Source organism: Methylobrevis pamukkalensis, assembly GCF_001720135.1.
Classification (GTDB): Bacteria; Pseudomonadota; Alphaproteobacteria; order Rhizobiales; family Pleomorphomonadaceae; genus Methylobrevis; species Methylobrevis pamukkalensis.
Genome location: NZ_MCRJ01000300.1, coordinates 1 through 713, shown reverse-complemented (window position 1 = coordinate 713; position 713 = coordinate 1). Strand labels below are relative to the sequence as shown.

Genomic DNA, 713 nt, shown 5'->3' with positions numbered 1-713 from the left:
CCTCCATCCGCGCGAGTGCAGCAGCCTCCGGTTCTATCATCCGCAAGATCGGTTCGCGCCAAGCAGGATCGCCCAGTCTCGGTGTTGCGGACAGGACAAGCACTTGCCGAAATTCATCCGATGCTTGGGAAATGGCCTGAATCGTCTCACGCGGCATCGTCTGAGGCTCGTCAACGATCAGTAGATCGAAGACAGCCGGGTCTGCGCTGATGGTTCGCGCCCCCTGTCCGGGGCGTGTCATCAGATCGCGCGGACGCGCCAGCGTGACGGGCGACCGCTCGTCTTGTGTGCCATCTCCGACCGCGCCAGCGATCGCGGGCATTACGTGCCCTCTGATCCAGCACTCCTCCTGCCACTGCGACAACAGATTGTCTGGTGCAATCACCAGTGTCCGGTGTCCGGGGTGTTGCCAGCGCAGGGCATTGACGATCATCAACGCTTGTACGGTCTTTCCGAGCCCGACCTCGTCAGAAATCAAGTGGCGGATATGGGAGTCCCCAAGGACACGACGGACCGTTGCAATCTGGTGCGGCAAAGGATCAGCGGCGACCCCAAGCGCGCCACCCATACCTATATCGAGCGCTGAGACCCTTCGCCGCAACGCCTGAACGCCATTAACGAACCTGAGGAAATGGTCCACTAGCTGGCACTCCCGTCCGGAAGGTCTCCAATTGCGAGTTTCCCGTCGAATGCTACGTAGCGCACGGCTCTGC

The 713-nt window shown here is 61.0% G+C and carries 1 protein-coding gene; it reads right to left on the bottom strand.

Going from position 1 to position 713, the window contains the following annotated elements; translation table 11 throughout:
* The coding region (locus tag A6302_RS21770; RefSeq protein WP_141704070.1) for an SNF2-related protein at positions 1–640 on the bottom strand (640 nt) is incomplete at its 3' end.
* Positions 641–713 lie beyond the last annotated feature (73 nt).